The organism is Bacillus sp. SD127 (assembly GCF_058566445.1).
The window spans coordinates 3,779,065-3,799,155 of record NZ_CP191226.1 but is presented as its reverse complement, the minus strand read 5'-3'; the positions used below and the strand labels follow the sequence as shown (position 1 = coordinate 3,799,155).

The following is a 20,091-nucleotide window of genomic DNA, read 5'->3' as shown; positions in this document are numbered from 1 at the left end:
GCGGGACTATTTTATCATTCTGTAATGGAATAATTCCAAAATGAAATAGTTTTACAAGTTATCTTTTTTGGGTTAAAATGGGTGAGGTAAGGAAGATAATCTAACAAATTATTGAAGATTCAAGAGAATATAGGAGATGACAATATGGAAACATTACAGCATCTGATTCTGCATGACATGCCGGATAGCGAAGAAATAGAAGCTGTAAAAAGCGGAGCCCACACACTGACATATGCAGCATATCACAAACGGATCAATCAGCTGGCGAATGCTCTGCTTCAAAAAGGAATTCAAAAAGGCGACCGTGTGGCTTTACTTTGCAAAAATGGCCACCCCGCATCAACCATTATGTTTGCCGCACTTGAAATCGGGGCCGTTGTAGTGCCCGTCAGCTGGCAGCTGAAACCATACGAGATGACAGGCATTTTAAAAGCAAGTGAACCGAAAGCATTGTTTTACGGAACGGAATTTAAAGAGATAATGGATGAAGTGCTGCCTGAGCTGTCTTCTGTGCGTTTGATCATGGAAACAGGAACAGCGTATGAGACGTCTCCAGTGTTTGAAGCGCTTTTTGCAGGACCTGATCATTTACCAAAAGCAGAAACGGTTTCTCCGGATGATACAGCGCTTCTGATGTTTACGTCAGGGACAACAGGAAACCCGAAAAGATGCATGATCACCCATGGCGGTATATATAATTACGTATCAAAGTCAAATAGCTCAAGCGCACGAATGAAAAATCTGCGTTTTCTTGCGTGCCACCCGATTTATCATACAAGCGCGCTTATTTGTATCATGCTTGGAACGTTTGCGGGAACCACGTTTATTTTTACAAAGGATCAAGATCCCGTTCGTATGCTGAAGGTCATTGAAGAAGAAAAAATTCAAACGATTATGGCCCTTCCTGTGTTTTACACATATTTGCTTGAGGCGTGGGAAGAACATCAAACCGATCTGTCCTCGCTCATCATTTTGATGACAGGCGGAACAAAAGTGCCTAGCAGCCTGATTCAGCGGTATCTTGATATCGGCATCCAGCTCGCTCACGGTTATGGAAGCACAGAAGCTTGGGGAATCAGCACATGGGTTCCTGAAATGGGAATGGATAAAGCGGCCTCTGCCGGTAAACCCGTTGCTGATGTTCAAGTCAAGGTAGAAGATCCTGAGACGAGAGAAGAGCTGCCGCAAGGTGAAATCGGAGAAATCGTGGTGCACAGCCCATTCTTATTTAAAGGCTATGAGGAAAACCCTGAAGCGACAGCAAAAGTGCTGCAAAACGGCTGGTTCAGAACCGGAGATTCAGGCTACGTGGATGAGGACGGCTTTATCTTCATCACCGGACGCTACAAGGATGTCATTATTTACGGAGGCGACAATGTCTATCCTGATCAGGTTGAAGAAGTCATCCAGCAGATCCCGGGCATCCTTGAAACAGCAGTGGTCGGGATACCGGATCAGCTGTACGGAGAAAAACCAAAAGCCTTTATCGTCACTAACAGCACTCAGGAAATAACAGAAGCGGATGTCATTGCATTTTGTAAAGAACGCTTGTCCGCATACAAAATTCCTGAAATCGAATTCGTAAAGGAACTTCCGAAAAATAATCTCGGCAAAGTGAAAAAAGACGTCTTGCGCAAGCAAGCCGTACATTCATAAAAGAAAAAGCCCGTCATTTATGTGACGGGCTTTTTTGCGGTTGCACAGACTGAAAGCTCAGGTTTAATATCTTTATATTGGATATCAATGTCTTTGAAGCCTGCCGCTTTCAGGTCAGCGAGCATCTGTTTACCGAACGATTCAGTTTTCTCGGGACCGGCATCTGCTTCCCGGGGCTGCATCGTAATGGCTGCTTTGCCGCCAGGTTTTAATGCTTGAAAAATCTGTTTGATGCCTTCTTGCTGGTCTTTCCAAATCGTATAGTTGTTAACGGAAATGACTTTATCGTAATACGCGGCGGGGAGGGGGAACGTTTCAATGCTGCCCTGTATCAGGCGAACACGGTCTGTTTTTAATCTGTGTGCAGCCAGCTTCAGCATAGTTTCTGATATATCAATCCCATGAATATGAACGCTCTTTTCGCGTTTCAGCATCTGCTTCATGCAGTAACCTGGTCCAAAACCGACTTCTAGAATGCGGTCTGTGCGTGTTAATCCAAGCTGATCTATTGTCCACTGATTCAGTGTTTTATTTTCAGCAGCCATGATGTATCCGGCAAGTATGCCGAACATCCCCTTCGGTCTGCTGAATTTTTTAGAAAGCATGTTAATCATTCAGCAACCTCCTTTTCACATCATTTTCCTCCTTGCGTTTCATGTGAAACATTTTTCTGATAAAGCATTCCGAAGGTGCTCATCCATGTTTACCCAGAGTATGCACGAGGTACACAACAAATAGACATGAAAAACAAAGGAGGAGAATCATCATGGCAAACTATCCGAAAGAACTGCCGGCACAAACCCAAAATCGCCAGCCGGGAATCGAAAGCGAAATGAATCCAAGTCCGGTATATGAATACGAGCATTATAAAGGTGCGGATAAATTAAAAGGAAAAGTCGCACTCATTACAGGCGGTGACAGCGGAATCGGACGTGCGGTATCTGTCGCTTACGCAAAGGAAGGCGCTGACATCGCCATTGTATATAAGGATGAGCACGGAGATGCTGAAGATACCAAAAAACGCGTGGAACAAGAGGGCGTGAAATGTCTCTTAATCTCCGGAGATGTGGGCGAAGAGGAGTTCTGTAATGAAGCGGTTGAAAAAACAGTCAATGAACTCGGCCGTCTGGATATCCTTGTGAACAATGCCGGTGAGCAGCATCCGAAGGAAAGCATCAAAGATATTTCAAGCGAACAGCTTCACCGCACATTCAAAACAAACTTTTATTCACAATTTTATTTGACTAAAAAAGCAATTGATTATATGAAACCAGGCAGCGCGATCATCAATACGACTTCCATTAACCCTTATCGCGGTAATCCGACGCTGATTGATTATACGGCAACGAAAGGCGCGATCAATGCCTTTACAAGAACAATGGCGCAGGCACTTGTCAAAGACGGCATCCGTGTAAATGCGGTAGCGCCGGGACCAATCTGGACACCGTTAATTCCGTCTACATTCTCAGAAGATACAGTCGCTCAATTTGGGCAAAATACGCCGATGGGCCGTCCGGGTCAGCCTGTTGAGCATGTCGGCTGCTATGTGCTGCTGGCATCAGATGAATCATCCTATATGACAGGACAAACGCTGCATGTAAACGGCGGAGACTTTGTGACGACGTAAGAGGGAGTGAGGAAATGAGCATCACGAAAGAAGAAGTAAACAGCTACTATCAAAAAGCCGGTATTGTCTTAACGGATGATGAAGTAGAACAAATTCAGCTCATGGACTACGGCTTGGGAAAAGAACGAAAAGTCGGGCTCCAGCTCTTTGTCTATGTGAATACAGACCGTTATTGTTCAAAGGAACTGGTGCTGTTTCCGGGACAGACTTGCCCGGAGCATCGGCATCCGCCGGTTGATGGGCAGGAAGGCAAGCAGGAGACCTTCCGCTGCCGCTACGGAAAAGTGTATCTTTATGTTGAAGGAGAAAAAACGCAGCTTCCAAAGGTTCTTCCTCCTCAAGAGGATAGAGAATACTATACAGTCTGGCATGAGATCGAGCTTGAACCCGGCGGGCAATATACAATTCCGCCGAACACGAAGCATTGGTTCCAGGCCGGGGAGGAAGGCGCAGTCGTAACGGAAATGTCTTCAACTAGCACAGACAAACACGATATCTTTACCGATCCTAGAATTTAAGGATGAGGCTTAAAAAGCCCATCCTTTTTTTATATTGAAAAAAACGGAAACACCGTTATAATGGGTAAAAAAGGAAAGAGGGCGAAGGAGATGTTCACCTGCAGTGTAAACGAGCACATTACCATCCGGTTATTGGAGCCAAAGGATGCGGATCGGCTGGCAGCGATCATTCATGAGAACCAACAGCGAATCAGCCAATGGCTATTCTGGGCTGAAAATCCAAGTGATGCCGAAACGTACAGGGAAACCCTCATTCCGGATTGGCGGCGTCAGTATGCTGACCTGAACGGAATCGAAGCGGGGATTCTGTATGACGGCAGCTTGTGCGGCATGATTGGCCTGCATAACCTTGACCAAGTGAATAAAAAAGCGGAAATTGGCTATTGGATTGACGGGGAATACGAAGGAAAAGGCATTATCACTGCCGCCTGCCGTGCACTCATCACATATGCTTTTCAGGACCTGGAATTGAATCGGGTTGCCATCTGCGCGGCTGTCGGAAATCACAAAAGCAGAGCGATCCCGGAGCGCCTCGGCTTTCAAGAGGAAAGAACAGCAAGGGAAGGTATATTCATTAAAGGCAAGTTCCACGACCTCGTCTATTACAGTCTGTTAAAGCGTGAATGGGAAGCAGAAAAATAAAGAGCGCATTTTCTTGTTTAAATCGTTCCCGGATGTGGAAAAGTAACAGCGGAGACGTTAAAAAGGAGTGATTCGAGATGAATCAGCAAGATATTAAACAAAAAGTGCTTGATGTTCTAGATCACCATAAAGTAGGTTCGCTCGCAACGGTTCAAAAGGGCAAACCGCATTCCCGCTACATGACTTTTTTCCATGACGGGCTGACGATTTATACACCGACAAGCAAAGAAACTCATAAAGCTGAAGAAATTGAGAATAACCCTAATGTGCACATTTTATTAGGTTATGATTGTGAAGGCTTTGGCGATGCGTATGTCGAAGTCACAGGAAAAGCAAAAATAAACAATTCATCAGAATTGAAAGACAAAATCTGGAGTTCTAAATTGGAGCGCTGGTTCGACGGCAAGGATGACCCGAATCTGGTGATTCTTGAAATCGAACCGGAAGATATCAGGCTAATGAATGCGGGAGAGAAAACACCAGTCTCACTCGAATTATAATAAAAGTTTGTATTTGCAGGGGCGATATGTTATCATGAATAGCTAAGCAAGAAAAATAAGCAAATAAAAAAGAAAGTAAACTTCTTTTTTCTGTTTTGAGAGAGAAGCTTTTACCGCTTCACAAGCAGCAAACCAGCTGCCCTTATTCTTTTCCTTCATAACAAATCGCCCCTAACGATGAGATGGAAAAAAGACTTTTTTGTTTTACAATTCACACCGGCGCGGCTTCGGAGCCGCAGTGACGATTGAGAGGTAGGGCTTTCGTTGTCTTGTGTTCAAGAAATTTCCATGGTGTTTACTTTCCAGAATGATTCTTCGGAACAATGCTACATGAATCGAACCCGCCCGAATCGGCGGATAATATAATCTTTATTTGCGTATAGAAAAGAATAAGACAAACCGCTCGGCGTAAGCCGGCGGTTTTTTATTGTGAAAAAAACAAATCACACATGAAACTTCTCGTTGTTTCCTTCAGTCTTATCACTAGGATGAAACTGGAGGAAAGAATACCGTGCATGTCATTACAACACAAGTCGTTTTTATTTTCTGTTTTTTGTTATTGATTCACTCAATAGAGACCCTTGCCTATGCCACAAGGCTTTCAGGGGCCCGGGTAGGGTTTATCGCATCCGCGCTTTCCTTGTTTAATGTCATGGTAATCGTGTCAAGGATGTCGAACATGGTGCAGCAGCCCTTCACGGGGCGCTTAATTGACGATGCCGGAAAAAACGCGCTGACACTCGTAGGCGAGCAGTTCCGGTTCCTGATCTTTGGCTCGACGGTTGGGACTATTGTGGGCATTATCCTGCTCCCGTCGTTTGTCGCCCTGTTTTCACGTGCGATCATCCACTTGGCGGGCGGGGGCGGCTCCGTTTTACAAGTTTTTCGGAAAGGATTTTCTAAGAATGGATTTAAAAATGCCTGCTCCTATTTGCGTCTGCCGTCTGCTTCGTATTTGAAGGGATTTCACATGCGCTTGATTCCAAAACGGCTGTTTGTCATCAACATGCTGATCACGTCCATTTATACAATTGGCGTGCTCTCCGCATTGTACGCAGGGCTGCTAGCACCCGAGCGAAGCACGACGGCGGTTATGGCATCAGGCTTAATCAACGGGATTGCGACGATGCTGCTGGCCATTTTTGTTGACCCGAAAGTGTCAGTTCTTGCCGATGATGTGGCAAAAGGAAAACGAAGCTACGTTTATTTGAAATGGACCTCTGTGACAATGGTGACGTCAAGGGTGGCGGGCACGCTTCTTGCCCAGCTTATGTTTATCCCTGGCGCATATTATATCGCGTGGCTGACAAAATGGTTTTGATAGCGAAAAGCTGACCTGGTAAAAGGTCAGCTTTTTATTTATTCGGCGATGTTGCCCATAGAGATGGCGATTCGGTTCCAGCTGTTAATCTGATTAATGATGAGGATGAGATCAACATATTCTTTTTCATTATAAAATTTACGCACCTCTTGATAAACATCATCAGGCATACGCTTGTTAGAAATAAAAGTGACATGCTCCGTCAGCAATAATGCTGCTTTTTCTTCAGGTGTATAAAAACTGCACTCTTCCCAAGCGTTTAATCCGTAAATGCGCTGTTCGGTTTCTCCCATTTTTCGGGCATCTTTCGTATGAATGTTAATGCAGTAGGCGCAGCCGTTCAATTGTGATGCTCTTATTTTCATTAGCTCTCTTGTTGTCCGGTTAATGCCTGATGTTTTCGTGTATGCCTCCATATTCATCATGATATGTAACCCATCAGGTGCTATTTGGTCGTAGGGAATCCTCTTCGTCATCATTCCATCTCCTTTCACTGCTGTATCATTATTACATGATGATTGGGTTAAAAAAGAAAACAGCCTGAAGCAGATCCAAGCAGTTTTCTTAACAGTGCGGCGCACATCATGCCGCTTTATCGTTTATTTAAAGTTTCTTAATCCGCGGTCGTACAAAAAGTTTCCGAATGGGACGAATGCGGCGACGAAACCGGCGGCTGACCATTTCAGCGACCATTTCACAGAGAACGTCACATAGGCCAACACAAGCAAATACAAAATAAACAATCCGCCGTGAACAGAACCGACAATTGTTACCGCAAGCGAAAGGCCTGCCCAATATTTGAGCGGCATGGCGACGAAAAGCAGGATTAAGAGTGACATTCCTTCAATAAAACCCATCGTGCGAAGTCTTCCGATCGGCGTTTGCAGCATAAATCGCCCTCCTTGTGGACACGTTTTCATCTATACTATAAACAATCCGGCGGGCATATATGACAAGTTTCAGAAAATGTTCGGAAAACATTCATATTTAAAAAATCTATCTTGGGCCTCAGTCTTGTCATTTACACAAATTCCCGAGATAATGTGAACAAAAATAAAAGAAGGATTTTGATATGAAACTTGACCAAATTGATTTGAATATCATTGCGGAACTGAAAAAAGACAGCCGTTTGTCCATGAGGGAGTTAGGAAGGAAAATTAAGCTGTCCCCGCCATCGGTCACCGAACGGGTGAGACAGCTGGAATCGTTTGGCATCATTAAGCAATATACGCTGGAGGTTGATCAGAAAAAACTTGGCCTTCCGGTTTCCTGTATTGTCGAGGCAACCGTCAAAAACGGGGATTACGATCGATTCAAAAGCTACATTCAAACGCTGCCGAATATTGAATTTTGCTACCGGATTGCGGGAGCGGCCTGCTATATACTGAAAATCAACGCGGAGAGCCTTGAAGCAGTAGAAGCTTTCATCAACAAAACAACGCCTTACGCCCAAACCGTCACTCACGTCATTTTCTCAGAAATTGACACGAAAAACGGGCGCGGTTAGAGAGTGCTTGTTCAAGTCTGTTATAATAAAAGGATGAGCGTGAAAGAAAGAGAAGTGATCAAGCATGTCAAAAACAGTTGTATTAGCTGAAAAACCTTCAGTCGGCCGCGATTTGGCCCGGGTGCTGAAGTGCCATAAAAAAGGGAACGGTTATCTCGAAGGAGATCAATATATTGTCACATGGGCTTTAGGCCATTTGGTGACACTTGCTGATCCGGAAGGCTACGGAAAAGAATTTCAATCATGGCGGCTTGAGGATCTGCCGATTATCCCCGAACCGCTAAAGCTTGTTGTTATCAAAAAAACCGGAAAGCAGTTCAATGCGGTGAAAGCGCAGCTTACCCGCAAAGATGTCAATCAGATCGTCATCGCCACTGATGCCGGCCGGGAAGGTGAGCTCGTCGCACGCTGGATCATTGAAAAAGCGAACGTCCGCAAACCGATCAAACGGCTGTGGATTTCATCTGTAACGGACAAAGCGATCAAGGAAGGTTTTCAAAAGCTGCGCAGCGGCAAAGAGTATGAAAATCTGTACCACTCAGCCGTTGCCAGAGCAGAAGCGGATTGGATTGTCGGCATTAACGCAACCCGTGCGCTCACCACAAAATTCAATGCCCAGCTTTCATGCGGACGTGTGCAGACGCCGACGCTAGCCATGATTGCCAAGCGCGAAGCGGACATCCAAGCCTTTAAGCCTGTACCGTATTACGGCATTCGCGCAGCAGTCGATGGAATGACGCTGACGTGGCAGGACAAAAAATCGAAGCAGACGAGAACATTCGATCAAGGCGTAACAGGCCGTTTGCTAAAAGAACTTGATGGAAAACAGGCGGTGGTCGCTGAACTGAAAAAAACAGCGAAAAAAAGCTTTGCTCCTGCGCTTTACGACTTGACGGAACTCCAGCGGGACGCCCACAAACGCTTCGGATTTTCCGCCAAAGAAACGCTCTCAGTTCTGCAGAAGCTGTATGAGCAGCACAAGCTTGTCACATATCCGCGGACAGACTCACGGTTTTTATCCAGTGACATTGTCCCAACCTTAAAAGACCGGCTGGAGGGCATGGAAGTGAAACCGTATGCCCAATATGTCACTCAAATTAAAAAGCGCGGCATCAAATCGCACAAAGGCTACGTAAATGATGCTAAGGTGTCAGACCACCATGCGATTATCCCGACTGAAGAGCCGCTTGTTCTCAGCAGTCTCAGCGATAAAGAACGCAAGCTGTATGATCTGATTGCCAAACGTTTCTTAGCTGTGCTGATGCCGGCTTTCGAATATGAAGAAACAAAGGTCATGGCAGAAATCGGCGGAGAAACCTTTACGGCGAAGGGAAAAACCGTACAGTTACAAGGCTGGAAAGCTGTTTATGATATGGCTGACGAGGATGACGAGCAGGAGGACGACAGAGATCAGACGCTGCCGGCTCTGCAGAAAGGCGCCTCGCTCACTGTCCGCACATTAACTGAAACAAGCGGCCAAACCAAACCGCCGGCCCGTTTTAATGAAGGGACGCTGCTGTCAGCTATGGAGAACCCAAGCGCCTTTATGCAGGGAGAAGAAAAAGGCCTTGTCAAAACGCTTGGCGAAACAGGCGGTCTCGGCACGGTTGCAACGCGTGCCGATATTATCGAAAAACTGTTCAACAGCTTTTTAATTGAGAAAAAAGACAAAGACATTTTTATCACCTCAAAAGGAAAACAGCTCCTGCAGCTCGTTCCTGAGGATTTGAAATCACCTGCCTTAACGGCAGAGTGGGAACAAAAGCTGTCCGCCATTGCGGCCGGAAATTTAAAATCCGCTGTCTTTATTAAAGACATGAAGGCTTATGCTAAGCAAACGGTAACAGAAATCAAAAACAGCAGCCAAACCTTCAGACATGATAACATCACGGGAACGGCATGTCCGGAGTGCGGCAAAATGATGCTGAAGGTCAACGGCAAGCGCGGCACCATGCTCGTGTGCCAAGACCGGGAATGCGGAAGCAGAAAAACGATCGCCAGAAAAACAAACGCGCGCTGCCCGAACTGCCATAAAAGAATGGAGCTTCGCGGCCAAGGAGAAGGCCAGACCTTCGCGTGTGTTTGCGGGCACCGTGAGAAGCTTTCTGTATTTGAAAAACGGAAAAACAAAGACAAAGGGCGCGCTACAAAGCGGGACGTCTCTTCTTATATGAAAAAACAAAATAAAGACGAACCGATTAACAATGCGCTGGCGGAACAGCTGAAGAAACTCGGTTTGGATCAATAAAAAGAAACCTGTGCGATTCGCACAGGTTTTTTATTGGACTTAGGTCCTGTTTTTTGAAAGTTCAAAAAGGGGAAAAAAAGCTAGTAATCTTCGTTTTTTTCTTTTATAGTTAATATAATTTGTAACATGGCAGTAATAATTTCGTCATATATTGGTGCGTCTGATTCGCTTCGGACGACAAAGGGGGACTTGCCTGTGCGGCATGTGTTGGTCGCTGCTATCTTATTTTGCTTATCTATCGGACTTTCCGCAGGGTGTGCTGAAGCTGGGAATAAAACCCTATATCAGTCTGAGGCAGATATGAATACCCGCCCGCTTCAGCCGGCGGAGTATTTCATCTATCACAATCTTATGAATGACCAAGGGCTTATCAAAACGGATTTCTCAGATCAGCCCTCCTATTTATCAGAATCGATTGGCCTGTGGATGGAGTTTTTGGTCAGCAGACAAGATGCCTCGCATTTTCAGGAGCAATATCAGCATCTGAGGGATTCTTTTCTTCTGAATCATCAGTTGGTGACATGGAAGATACAAAACGGTCAAGCGAGCGGGACAAATGCGCTGATTGATGATATGAGAATCATGGTGTCTCTCGATCAGGCAGCTGCTCTTTGGGGGAGCAGCCAATATGAAAAAACTGCCCGTGATATTGGCACGGCTTTAAAGACATACAACATGTACAACGGGATGTTTACAGACTTTTACGATTCAGCCTCTCATGCCGCTTCAAAGGACGTGACGCTTTCGTATGTCATGCCCGATGCACTAGCTGTTTTGAAAAAATATGGAATCATAGACGAAGAAACAGAACAGCGAAATGCCGATGTTCTCTATCTAGCCCCTTTAAAGAATGGTTTCCTGCCAAAGACGTACAGCGCAGAGTCGAAGCAGTACAAATATGACAGTGAAGTAAACGTCATTGACCAGCTGTACGCCGCGTGGCATTTGCCGGAAGGGGATGAAAAAGCCGCTGTGATAGCAGAGTGGGTCAAAAAGGAATTTCAGGCAAACGGAAAGCTGTACGGACGATATGTGGCAGATACGAAGGAGCCTGCCGTCCAATATGAGTCGCCGTCCGTATACGCGTTAGCTGTTTTATTTTTAACAAAACAGCATGAAGACAGCTCGGTCATCAAAGCGATTTATGATAGAATGAATGACTTTGAAATTCTTGATCCGGCGAAACCGTATTATGGGGGTTACATGAGCGGCTCCGACACGCACTCGTTCGACAATCTGCTGCCGCTGTTAGCCGAAAGGAAGCTTTTTAATGAAACGATCATTCAATGAATCACAAAAATTATATGCTTATCTTTCAGGGCTCATCGCAGCCCTGTCTCTGTTTATTTTTTATGTGTCCGCCGAGCAGTCGGAGGGCTTTCTGATCATTTGCATTACATTTGTCGTGATCGGGGCCGGCATTTGGTTCGGTCCGATTTACGCGCTGGCGGTCACCTTAATCGTTCTCTTTGTTCTCGGCACGCTCATGATGTTTTTTCAGACTGGACAGGCTGTGATGTTTTCGGCTGAAGACGGGCTGCGCATGCTTATCGTGTGGGGAATTGCGCTTTTGCTGTTTTCCTTTATATCAGGAAGAATTCATGATATCGCAGCAGAGCTGCGCCATTCAGTCAAACGTCTTCAATCTGAAATCAAAAGCTTCGTGGCTGTCGATAGAGTGACGGGCTTTGATAATAAGCAAAGAATGAAACTGGAACTGTCAGAGGAAATCAAACGGGCGGAGCGCTACGGCAATTCCTTTGTCTTTTTGCTGCTTCATATGCATTATTTCAAGGAATTTAAGTCTTTGTACGGGGAGAAAGAGACCGACCTTCTCTTTCAATTCGTCAGCCGGCAAATCAGGTCAAGCGTCCGGGAAACGGATAAAAAATTCCGCCCCTCTGATGAGCGCTTCGGCATTGTGCTGACACACACGCCGGCTGAACATATGCCGGCCGTCCTGACAAAGCTGAAAAAACAGCTGGACACGTATCAGCTGACAAACGGAAAGTATGTGTCGCTTACGTTCCATGTCTGTTATTTACCTTATCGAAGAGATATAAGGACAGCTGATCAATTTTTAGAAGAACTGGAAAACGAGATGATGATGAATGAACTTTAAAAGAATAACGCTACTCTGCGTGTCCGTTCTGATGCTGACAGCTATTGCTTCTTTTCCTATTTCTGCCCAAGCGAAGGAGAAGGATGACGGCATTCTCATCATCTATTCAACCTTGGACGGCAAAGAGTCGCCTCAAGTCAAAATGCTCGATTTATTGGCCGGCCATTTTGCAACTCATGTCACGGTCAGAAAAGATTCGGATGTTACAGCATCTGATGTGAAAGGCAAAGAACATGTCATCTATTACGGGCAAACGAAAAGAAAGCTCAGCAAAAAACTGGTGTCTCTTATCAGCGGCGTAAAAAAACCCGTCGTCGCCATCGGCTATAACGCCGGACAAATCAGCCAATTTTCCGGTCTTTCCTTAACCCGAAAAGAACATGTCTATCAGATTCACAGCAGCACGGAAAAAAACGATGTCTCCTTAGAGAGCGGGCTTAACGTGCTGAGCGTATCAGGCCTGAAAGGAAAGGGGCTGTATACCTTTACATCTGATGACGGCAAAACGAGTCCGTTTATATGGAAAACGGATAAATCAAATGTGTACATCGGCTTAACCAATCTGTTAAATGACAATCTGATTGTGGCGAAAGAGCTTCGAGCAGCATTTGGAGAGAAGGCCGGAACCGCGCTTTTATATTTGCGGCTGGAGGATATCAGCCCGATGTCTGATGAAACATTGCTGCTTCAAGCCGGTACATATCTGTACAAGAGACATGTGCCTTTTATCCTGTCAGTCATTCCGGTGTATCTGAATCCGGAAACAGGCGATAAAGTGTATTTGTCTGATAAACCGAAGATGGTCAAGGTATTGAAAAAACTGCAAAGCATGGGCGGCAGTATCATTGTTCACGGCTACACACACGCCTATCGCCACAGTGAAACAGGAGAGGGCTTCGAATTTTGGGATGCCAAGGCGGACCAGCCGATCACTTCGGAAAATGCCGATGACCCCCCGTCCATTTTGGAAAAGGAACAGGCTTTTCCGAACGAACAGGCCTATAAGAGCTATTTGAAGCCGTTTCAGGAAAAGGAAGAAACATATACAAGGCAAAAGCTGACGCACGCCATTGAGGATTTAACCTCGGCAGGGCTTTATCCGCTGGCATTTGAAGCCCCGCACTATACGATGTCTGAGTACGGCTATCAAATGGCTTCACAGTATTTCTCAAGCATTTTCGGGCAGGTGCAGCTCAGCGATACAACATGGAAAACTTCCGGCGCATCCCCGTTTGTGACCAAACCAGCTATGCTGCATGGGATGACGCTGTATCCGGAAACAATCGGTTTTGTCGATACATCAAAGCAAAACCCGCTCGGCGATATGGAGGAACACATTTCCCAGATGATTGATTTTGAAGGCGGAGTGGCCGGAGGGTTTTATCATCCGTATCTCGGGATGAAATATTTGCCGGAGCTCGTTGACCGGATGGAACGCATTCCGGACAGTGAATGGCTTGATTTGAAGAAAACGCAACAAACCGTCAAAACGGACAAAGTGGAAATCCATACAAGCGGTGACGGAACGGTTCACGTAAAAAACAATGTAAGTGCCATTGGCGAGTTTTTCGACCACCATCGGCAAACCCCGCTGGAAAAGGCGTTATGGGTTCTCTCCGCCGTTGTGCTCTTGTTTGTCGTGATGTTTGTCAGCTATACGTTTTACTTGAGAGCCACATTGAAAAAACGAATGTTTAAGGAGAGAAGAAGCCTTGGGTAATACGCTGTTCTTTATCTCGCTAAGTTTAATATGGGTGATGCTTCTCTATCACATGTTTCTCATGCAAGGCGGATTCCGCCACTACATGACCTTCGAGCGGAACATTCCGAAGTGGAGAGAAAATATGAAGGAATTGCCGAAGGTCAGTGTGCTCATCCCGGCCCATAATGAAGAAGTTGTCATTCGGCAGACGCTGAAGGCAATGGTGAATCTTTATTATCCGAAGGACCGGCTGGAGATTATTGTGGTAAACGATAATTCTTCAGACGGGACGGGTGATATCGTCAATGAATTTTCCGAGAAATACGATTTTATCAAAATGGTGATCACAAAACCGCCTAACGCCGGAAAAGGCAAATCCTCGGCGCTCAACTCCGGTTTTGCTGAATCGAACGGCGATGTCATTTGTGTATATGACGCCGACAACACGCCTGAAAAAATGGCCGTGTATTATCTTGTTCTCGGTCTGATGAATGACGAGAAGGCAGGCGCAGTGGTGGGGAAATTCCGCGTCATCAATGCGGCAAAAACGCTGCTGACGAAGTTTATCAATATTGAAACGATCTGTTTTCAGTGGATGGCGCAGGGAGGCAGATGGAAGTGGTTCAAAATCGCTACCATTCCCGGAACCAATTTCGCGATCCGCAGAAGCATTATTGAAAAGCTCGGGGGCTGGGATGATAAAGCGCTGGCTGAAGATACCGAGCTGACCATCCGGGTGTATAACCTCGGCTATCACATCCGCTTTTTCCCGGCAGCTATTACTTGGGAGCAGGAGCCGGAAACGTGGAAGGTGTGGTGGCGCCAGCGGACGAGATGGGCGCGCGGCAACCAATATGTCGTCCTGAAGTTTTTGGCGCAGTTTTTCAAACTGAAACGAAAACGGATTATCTTTGACTTGTTTTACTTTTTCTTTACGTATTTCCTGTTTTTCTTTGGCGTGATCATGTCAAACACGATATTTGTGGTCAATCTGTTTTATGATTTGCATTTGTCGGTCGGGTTTTTGGCAATGATCCTTTGGATTTTGGCGTTTTTCTTATTTATGACGGAGGTCATGATTACGTTAAGCATCGAAAAAACAGAAATGAACAGGCAAAACTTCTTTATCGTATTCCTTATGTACTTTACGTACTCGCAGGCATGGATTGTGCTCGTGATCTATTCTTTATTCGTAGAAATCAAGCACCGTTTATTCAAGCAAGAGGTCAAATGGTACAAAACAGAACGATACAATCAACATAAAAGCGGGTGACCTTTTTGAAACAACTACTTATTTTTCTTACAAGCTTTCTGCTGCTGGCAATGACCGGACAATCGGCCTTTGCCCAAGAGATGCAGGTTGATGGCTCGCTTCTGGGCAAAAGCAGCCGTGAACAAGCCAAACAGCAGGTGCTGACAAACGATCTTATGACATTGTACGGATCAAAAGACAGCGCGGAACTGACGTATCAGATTCCGGCAGGCGCCTCTTCCGGCAGCCAGCAATTGGTGATTGAATATGAGGCATCAGATCTTTTAATTTCTCCTTCATCGTTAACGGCTGTAATTGACAATGAACCGGTAAAAACGTTAAAGCTAAACGGCGATTCAAAACGGAAAACACTGAAGCTGAACTTGAACAAAAGCCAGTCCGCCCCAGGCTATCACAGCGTATCACTGAAATTTTACGGCGTCTTGAAAGAGGGCGTCTGCGTCAGACAGGATACGTCCGGCAACTGGATCAAAGTTTATCCGGACAGCCGCCTGACACTGGCGGACAGCAGCGAAGCGAAGGGAACATCACTTGAACATTACCCATACCCATTTGCCCAATCGGGAAATACAGCGGAAGAGACTGCTATTGTCATTCCGGATAACCCGAGCTCGGCAGAAATTGAAGCGGCTGTCAAGACAGAAGGATACCTGAAAACTGCGGACAGCAGTGTCAGCATTTCGTTTGTGAAGGAATCTGAAGTGAAGCAAATCGACAAGCCGACCATTTTCATCGGAGTGGATAAGCATTGGAACGGCAAGGTGAAGAAGCTGATCAAACAAGCCGGCTTACAGGCAAAAGGAGAAAAACTTCTGCTTGCGGAGCGCGTGCTGAAAGCACAGGGCAAGCAGCAGCCGGTTCTGTTTGCACAAACGGCATCTGATGATGTGCTCTCAGAAAAAATCAGCGCCATCGCCGATCAGACTTACACCGGCCAGCTAAGCGGGGAAACACTTTCAATTGGCAAGCTTCAGAAGGCTGAAAAGCAGGTAAGCAATAAGCTGACCCTTGAGAAATTCGGGGCAGAAGATATGACAATCGGAGCTGACAAAACATCTTCAGCACATTATTTTTATCCGGCTTCTGCGATGATAGACCAAAATCAATCAGCCAAGCTGTCGCTTAAACTAAAGAAATCGGAAACGATTCAAGCAGCCGCGGCAGAAAGCGGTTCAGCCTCTCAAGCAGCAGAGCTGAAGGTCCTCATCAACGGTCAGCCGCATTCAGTTCGCCTTGATGAATTAGGGAAAGAAGATAAAAACGGATACTATCATGTCACGCTGAAAGTAGACCCTGAGCTGCTGCAGAAAAACCGCTACATTGATATACAGTTTATCACCACGGGCTTAAAGGAAAACAACCCTTGCAACACAACGGACGAAGAGAAATGGGTCTTCATTGATAAAAGCAGCACATTGTCTTACACGATCAAAGGCACATCTCCGTCAGCCGATTTTCAAGAATGGCCGCTTCCATACGCCGGAAATCAGGAACAGGCAACACTGATTGTGCTACCTGACAGCGTGAGCAAATCCAAGCTTAAGGAGCTTTCTCTCGTTACTGATTCCTTTGGAAGCGAAGCCCAGCAATCTTTCACAGTAAGGAAAGCATCTGAAGTTAAAGCGGAGGACGCGAAAGGCCGGAACTTAATTTTCATCGGCGGCATTAGCCAGTTCTCTCTTTTGAAAGAGAAATCTTCTGATCTGCTCGTGCCTCAAGCGAAAAACGGCTCGTTTGACGTGTCGGGCTTTGAAATGCTGAACGAGACGACGAAACAAGTGGCATTTACCCAAGCGTCTTTATGGGATTCAAATTATACGATGGCTGTTTTTGCGCCGCTGAAAGGAAATGGCGCGGCCGTCACAAAAGAAATCATCAGCTTTTTGAACAGCAATGATGACACGGCGACCGTCATCAATGAAACAAACAGCCAGCAGGTGTTTACAAACCACCAGCAGCTCAAATCGGAAACAAACAGTTCTGAAACAGAAAAAACAGCACAAGATCATGGGCAACAACTGCTGTATATCGGCGTGCTGGCTCTCATGATGGTAATTGCGGCAGCCTTCATTTGGGTAACCGTTAGACGAAGAAAGAGAAAGACAGACAGAGAATAAGGCAGAGGCTGTTATCAGCCTCTGTTTTTTTGTTTTTGGTTTAAATTTTCCATTTGTGGAACCTGTCATTTTATTTTTTTCTCCCGGTCGATAAGCCTCTTTACAACATACGTAAACGGGAGTATGATCTCTTTTAGAAAACAAATCGCTTAATCTGTAAACAGAGCGGGGGACCCATTTTAGCGGCATTTTGCCGCTCGGGGTGAATCCTTTTTAGGTAGGGCAAACTCTCATATGCCCGAATCCGTCAGCTAACCTCGTAAGCGTTCATGAGAGGAGATGAATGAAACCTGTGTTCGATGTTAAGGCACAGGGGCATCCGTTTGCCTCTGTGTTTTTTGCTGTTCAATTTTCAGGATGTAAATCGCATACAGAGACATCATAGCAGAAAGGGACTATTACAAAATGTGAGAACAGATGCGGATGTTTTATTGTTTTAATGAAAAATGAAATTAAAAGGGGAAGACATCGATGTATCATTCAATCAAACGTTTTTTGATTGGGAAACCGTTAAAATCACAAGCCGCAGGAGAACAAAAACTGACGAAATTAAAGGCGCTTGCCATGCTCTCCTCAGATGCTTTATCATCTGTCGCTTACGGAACGGAACAAATTCTTATCATATTGGCGGCGGTAAGCGCTGCTGCATTTTGGTATTCCATTCCGATAGCGGTCGGCGTACTCATTTTGCTGCTCGCGCTGATTCTCTCATACAGGCAAATTATTTACGCTTATCCGCAGGGCGGCGGGGCGTATGTTGTATCAAAAGAAAACCTCGGCGAAAAGCCCGGGCTGATTGCAGGCGGTTCATTGCTTGTCGATTATATATTAACTGTAGCGGTAAGTATTTCCGCAGGGACGGACGCCATCACGTCGGCGTTCCCGGCACTGCATGATTATCATATACCGATTGCTGTTTTACTTGTTTTAGTGATTATGATTTTAAATCTGCGGGGGCTGTCAGAATCAGCATCGATTCTTGCCTACCCGGTCTATCTGTTTGTGGCGGCGCTTTTCATCCTGATTGCCGTCGGTCTTTTTAAGCTTATGACAGGACAAATTGATCAGCCAGTCCATCATACACCGATCGGCACACCGGTAGCCGGCATTACGCTGTTTTTGCTGCTTAAGGCTTTTTCATCCGGCTGCTCCGCGCTCACCGGAGTTGAAGCGATCTCCAACGCGATTCCAGCCTTCAAAAACCCGCCTGCGCGAAACGCGGCGAGAACGTTAGCTATGATGGGGATCTTGCTTGCGGTTCTGTTTGCCGGCATTACGGTACTTGCATACGGTTACGGGACGGCTCCGAAACCGAATGAAACGGTCATTTCACAAATCGCATCGGATACCTTCGGCAGAAATGTGTTCTACTATGTCATTCAGGGTGTGACATCGTTAATTTTGGTCCTTGCGGCGAATACGGGCTTTTCAGCCTTCCCGCAGCTTGCCTTCAACTTGGCGAGAGACCAATACATGCCGCGCATGTTTACAGTAAGAGGCGACCGCTTAGGCTTCTCAAACGGGATTATCTTTTTAGGTGTTGCCTCAATTGTGCTGATTCTGTTATTTGGAGGGCAGACGGAGCACTTAATCCCGCTATACGCGGTCGGTGTGTTTATTCCATTTACCCTTTCACAAACAGGGATGTGCATCAAATGGATCAAACAAAAACCAAAAGGCTGGATTGGAAAAATGCTGATCAACACCTGCGGCGCATTGATATCGTTTATGGTTCTGTCCATCCTGTTTGTCACGAAGTTTAATGTCGTATGGCCTGTTTTAATCTTTATGCCGATCGTCGTTTTTTTGTTTTTTGCGATTAAAAATCACTATACGGCTGTCGGTGAACAGCTTCGTATCGTAAACAAACAGCCGGAAGAAATCAAAGGTACGGTCGTGATTGTGCCTGTAGCCGGCGTCACAACCGTCGTGCAAAAATCCATTCAATATGCGAAATCACTGTCAGATCAGGTCATTGCCGTTCACGTGTCGTTTGACAGAGAACAGGAAAAGAAAGTGGAAAAACGCTGGGAAGAGCTGAATAATGGAGTGCGTCTCGTCACGCTTCACTCTTCGTACAGAAGCCTGGTCCATCCGTTTGATAAGTTTTTGGAAACTGTTGAAGCAAAAGCGAAGAAGAAACAGTTTTCTGTCATGGTGCTGTTCCCGCAATTTATCACAAAAAAACGCTGGCACACCATTCTGCACAACCAGTCAGCCTTCCTGCTCAGAGTCCGGCTGTTCTGGAAGAAGGACATAATCGTTGCCACATTGCCGTATCATTTTAAAAAGTAAGCAGCTCAGACCAAGGGACATCTCCTTGGTCTTTTTTAAATAAAGGGGAAAATGGCGATGTATACGGAAGGGGCATTTGTCATAGTGACAAACACAAAACGGCAGATTCTGCTGGTCAAACGAAAAGACGTTCCTTTATGGGATTTGCCGGGCGGACGGGTTGAATCAGGAGAAACCCCGGAGGCAGCGGCGGTCCGGGAGGTAATGGAAGAAACGGGATATCTGATAGAGCCTTCCGGGAAATTGGGTGTCTATCAAAGACCTAAGTTTCAAGACGAACAGCATGTGTTTGCAGGGAACATAACAGGCGGACAAGCGATAGAAAACGGCATGGAAACGGCCGGGATGAAGTGGTTTTCGCCAGAGCGTCTGCCGCTTTTGATGGTGCCAAACCGGAAAATGCAAATCAGAGATTTTCTAAACGGCGCTGCGGGCATCCGTATTACCGTCAAGGACAAGAGCTTTTTGGCGGCCCTAGACCTGTTCAGAAGGAAATACAGCAAGCGATAGTTGCCTCCGGGTTTTAAACGCCTCCCCCTGTGGTATTGAAAAAGGAAAAAGGA

At 45.9% G+C, this 20,091-nt stretch carries 18 protein-coding genes and 1 riboswitch; of the genes, 15 read left to right on the top strand and 3 right to left on the bottom strand.

Going from position 1 to position 20,091, the window contains the following annotated elements; genetic code table 11:
* Window positions 1-144: 144 nt before the first annotated feature.
* Window positions 145-1,656: a class I adenylate-forming enzyme family protein gene (locus ACQVGS_RS19795; protein WP_106020986.1), complete on the top strand. Its 1,512-nt coding sequence runs from the start codon at window positions 145-147 to the stop codon at window positions 1,654-1,656.
* A gap of 17 nt (window positions 1,657-1,673) precedes the next feature.
* On the opposite strand, the gene ACQVGS_RS19790 is transcribed toward ACQVGS_RS19795, so the two are convergent.
* On the bottom strand, window positions 1,674-2,270 hold the full coding sequence (locus ACQVGS_RS19790) for a class I SAM-dependent methyltransferase (RefSeq protein ID WP_286109142.1): 597 nt from the start codon (window positions 2,268-2,270) through the stop codon (window positions 1,674-1,676).
* A gap of 152 nt (window positions 2,271-2,422) precedes the next feature.
* Between ACQVGS_RS19790 and ACQVGS_RS19785 the strand changes: the two genes are divergently transcribed.
* From ACQVGS_RS19785 to amj, 5 genes are all read left to right on the top strand, one after another.
* Window positions 2,423-3,283: an SDR family oxidoreductase gene (locus ACQVGS_RS19785; protein WP_106022297.1), complete on the top strand. Its 861-nt coding sequence runs from the start codon at window positions 2,423-2,425 to the stop codon at window positions 3,281-3,283.
* A gap of 14 nt (window positions 3,284-3,297) precedes the next feature.
* Entirely contained in the window at window positions 3,298-3,801 is a 504-nt protein-coding gene (gene lyxE / locus ACQVGS_RS19780) for a D-lyxose ketol-isomerase (RefSeq protein ID WP_010333065.1), read from the top strand.
* Window positions 3,802-3,891: 90 nt separating this feature from the next.
* On the top strand, window positions 3,892-4,443 hold the full coding sequence (locus ACQVGS_RS19775; protein ID WP_105991485.1) for a GNAT family N-acetyltransferase: 552 nt from the start codon (window positions 3,892-3,894) through the stop codon (window positions 4,441-4,443).
* 77 nt (window positions 4,444-4,520) lie between these two features.
* Window positions 4,521-4,943 carry a pyridoxamine 5'-phosphate oxidase family protein gene (locus ACQVGS_RS19770; protein ID WP_024120258.1) on the top strand — a complete coding sequence of 141 codons (423 nt, stop codon included), beginning with the start codon at window positions 4,521-4,523 and terminating at the stop codon, window positions 4,941-4,943.
* 511 nt (window positions 4,944-5,454) lie between these two features.
* Window positions 5,455-6,264: a lipid II flippase Amj gene (gene amj / locus ACQVGS_RS19765; protein ID WP_106020982.1), complete on the top strand. Its 810-nt coding sequence runs from the start codon at window positions 5,455-5,457 to the stop codon at window positions 6,262-6,264.
* Between the two features lie 38 nt (window positions 6,265-6,302).
* Here amj and ACQVGS_RS19760 read toward each other — a convergent pair whose 3' ends face one another.
* Both ACQVGS_RS19760 and ACQVGS_RS19755 read right to left on the bottom strand, forming a co-directional pair.
* The gene (locus ACQVGS_RS19760) at window positions 6,303-6,740 is read right to left on the bottom strand and encodes a carboxymuconolactone decarboxylase family protein (protein WP_024120261.1); all 438 of its coding nucleotides are present in this window, start codon (window positions 6,738-6,740) and stop codon (window positions 6,303-6,305) included.
* Window positions 6,741-6,863: 123 nt separating this feature from the next.
* Window positions 6,864-7,154 (bottom strand): DUF3817 domain-containing protein, encoded by a 291-nt coding sequence (locus tag ACQVGS_RS19755; protein WP_010333070.1) that lies wholly within the window; start codon window positions 7,152-7,154, stop codon window positions 6,864-6,866.
* 182 nt (window positions 7,155-7,336) lie between these two features.
* On the opposite strand from ACQVGS_RS19755, the gene lrpC reads away from it, so the two are divergent.
* From lrpC to ACQVGS_RS19710, 9 genes are all read left to right on the top strand, one after another.
* Entirely contained in the window at window positions 7,337-7,771 is a 435-nt protein-coding gene (gene lrpC / locus ACQVGS_RS19750) for a transcriptional regulator LrpC (RefSeq protein WP_010333071.1), read from the top strand.
* A gap of 64 nt (window positions 7,772-7,835) precedes the next feature.
* Window positions 7,836-10,019: a DNA topoisomerase III gene (locus tag ACQVGS_RS19745; RefSeq protein WP_188323532.1), complete on the top strand. Its 2,184-nt coding sequence runs from the start codon at window positions 7,836-7,838 to the stop codon at window positions 10,017-10,019.
* Window positions 10,020-10,214: 195 nt separating this feature from the next.
* Window positions 10,215-11,309, top strand: coding sequence for a lipoprotein YdaJ (locus ACQVGS_RS19740; RefSeq protein WP_188323533.1), 1,095 nt, complete (start codon window positions 10,215-10,217; stop codon window positions 11,307-11,309).
* The gene (locus tag ACQVGS_RS19735) at window positions 11,290-12,141 is read left to right on the top strand and encodes a diguanylate cyclase domain-containing protein (RefSeq protein WP_103671944.1); all 852 of its coding nucleotides are present in this window, start codon (window positions 11,290-11,292) and stop codon (window positions 12,139-12,141) included. The genes ACQVGS_RS19740 and ACQVGS_RS19735 overlap by 20 nt, the downstream gene beginning before the upstream one ends.
* Complete coding sequence (locus tag ACQVGS_RS19730; protein ID WP_188323534.1) at window positions 12,131-13,861, top strand: DUF2334 domain-containing protein; 1,731 nt, start codon at window positions 12,131-12,133, stop codon at window positions 13,859-13,861. Before ACQVGS_RS19735 ends, ACQVGS_RS19730 begins: the two co-directional genes overlap by 11 nt.
* The gene (locus ACQVGS_RS19725) at window positions 13,854-15,116 is read left to right on the top strand and encodes a glycosyltransferase family 2 protein (RefSeq protein ID WP_106020972.1); all 1,263 of its coding nucleotides are present in this window, start codon (window positions 13,854-13,856) and stop codon (window positions 15,114-15,116) included. Before ACQVGS_RS19730 ends, ACQVGS_RS19725 begins: the two co-directional genes overlap by 8 nt.
* A gap of 5 nt (window positions 15,117-15,121) precedes the next feature.
* The gene (locus tag ACQVGS_RS19720) at window positions 15,122-17,233 is read left to right on the top strand and encodes a cellulose biosynthesis cyclic di-GMP-binding regulatory protein BcsB (RefSeq protein ID WP_188323535.1); all 2,112 of its coding nucleotides are present in this window, start codon (window positions 15,122-15,124) and stop codon (window positions 17,231-17,233) included.
* Window positions 17,234-17,369: 136 nt separating this feature from the next.
* A riboswitch (cyclic di-AMP (ydaO/yuaA leader) is annotated at window positions 17,370-17,514 on the top strand.
* Between the two features lie 190 nt (window positions 17,515-17,704).
* Window positions 17,705-19,528, top strand: coding sequence for a potassium transporter KimA (gene kimA, locus ACQVGS_RS19715; protein WP_188323536.1), 1,824 nt, complete (start codon window positions 17,705-17,707; stop codon window positions 19,526-19,528).
* A gap of 57 nt (window positions 19,529-19,585) precedes the next feature.
* A complete protein-coding gene (locus ACQVGS_RS19710) occupies window positions 19,586-20,038 on the top strand; it encodes an NUDIX hydrolase (RefSeq protein ID WP_106022302.1) in 453 nt (150 codons plus the stop codon).
* The last annotated feature ends 53 nt before the right edge of the window (window positions 20,039-20,091 follow it).

What these genes read in the sequence shown, in the direction of transcription:
- ACQVGS_RS19710 (WP_106022302.1), top strand. Translation starts at nt 19,586, where the DNA reads ATGTATACGGAAGGGGCATTTGTCATAGTGACAAACACAAAACGGCAG.
- ACQVGS_RS19735 (WP_103671944.1), top strand. Translation starts at nt 11,290, where the DNA reads ATGAAACGATCATTCAATGAATCACAAAAATTATATGCTTATCTTTCA.
- ACQVGS_RS19730 (WP_188323534.1), top strand. Translation starts at nt 12,131, where the DNA reads ATGAACTTTAAAAGAATAACGCTACTCTGCGTGTCCGTTCTGATGCTG.
- ACQVGS_RS19745 (WP_188323532.1), top strand. Translation starts at nt 7,836, where the DNA reads ATGTCAAAAACAGTTGTATTAGCTGAAAAACCTTCAGTCGGCCGCGAT.
- lyxE (WP_010333065.1), top strand. Translation starts at nt 3,298, where the DNA reads ATGAGCATCACGAAAGAAGAAGTAAACAGCTACTATCAAAAAGCCGGT.
- kimA (WP_188323536.1), top strand. Translation starts at nt 17,705, where the DNA reads ATGTATCATTCAATCAAACGTTTTTTGATTGGGAAACCGTTAAAATCA.
- ACQVGS_RS19790 (WP_286109142.1), bottom strand. Translation starts at nt 2,270, where the DNA reads ATGATTAACATGCTTTCTAAAAAATTCAGCAGACCGAAGGGGATGTTC.
- ACQVGS_RS19760 (WP_024120261.1), bottom strand. Translation starts at nt 6,740, where the DNA reads ATGACGAAGAGGATTCCCTACGACCAAATAGCACCTGATGGGTTACAT.
- ACQVGS_RS19795 (WP_106020986.1), top strand. Translation starts at nt 145, where the DNA reads ATGGAAACATTACAGCATCTGATTCTGCATGACATGCCGGATAGCGAA.
- lrpC (WP_010333071.1), top strand. Translation starts at nt 7,337, where the DNA reads ATGAAACTTGACCAAATTGATTTGAATATCATTGCGGAACTGAAAAAA.
- ACQVGS_RS19770 (WP_024120258.1), top strand. Translation starts at nt 4,521, where the DNA reads ATGAATCAGCAAGATATTAAACAAAAAGTGCTTGATGTTCTAGATCAC.
- ACQVGS_RS19755 (WP_010333070.1), bottom strand. Translation starts at nt 7,154, where the DNA reads ATGCTGCAAACGCCGATCGGAAGACTTCGCACGATGGGTTTTATTGAA.
- ACQVGS_RS19775 (WP_105991485.1), top strand. Translation starts at nt 3,892, where the DNA reads ATGTTCACCTGCAGTGTAAACGAGCACATTACCATCCGGTTATTGGAG.
- ACQVGS_RS19785 (WP_106022297.1), top strand. Translation starts at nt 2,423, where the DNA reads ATGGCAAACTATCCGAAAGAACTGCCGGCACAAACCCAAAATCGCCAG.